The sequence below is a fragment of the Ensifer sp. NM-2 genome (genome assembly GCF_003024455.1).
Classification (GTDB): Bacteria; Pseudomonadota; Alphaproteobacteria; order Rhizobiales; family Rhizobiaceae; genus Ensifer; species Ensifer canadensis.
The window spans coordinates 1-215 of the sequence record NZ_PVZR01000221.1; the positions used below are offsets into that span (position 1 = coordinate 1).

Sequence of the window (215 nt, forward strand, 5' to 3'; positions counted from 1 at the left end):
CGCTCGACACGCACAGCGCAACTTTCACCGCACAGGGCGCCAGCTACCTCGGCACCTTCGCGCTGGCGGCGGTGAACCAGGCGGGTGGCTCGGTCGGCTGGAGCTTCGAGGTCGCCGACGGCGTGCTCGACAGCCTGCAGGCCGGCCAGACGCTGACGCAGAAGTACGACGTGACCGTCGATGACGGCCATGGTGGCACGGCAGTGCAGACGGTG

At 69.3% G+C, this 215-nt stretch carries 1 protein-coding gene; it reads left to right on the forward strand.

Annotation, left to right across the window (positions count from 1 at the left end; genetic code table 11):
• A partial coding sequence (locus tag C6558_RS39550) for a VCBS domain-containing protein (protein ID WP_146161050.1) occupies window positions 1-215 on the forward strand: 215 nt, incomplete at both ends.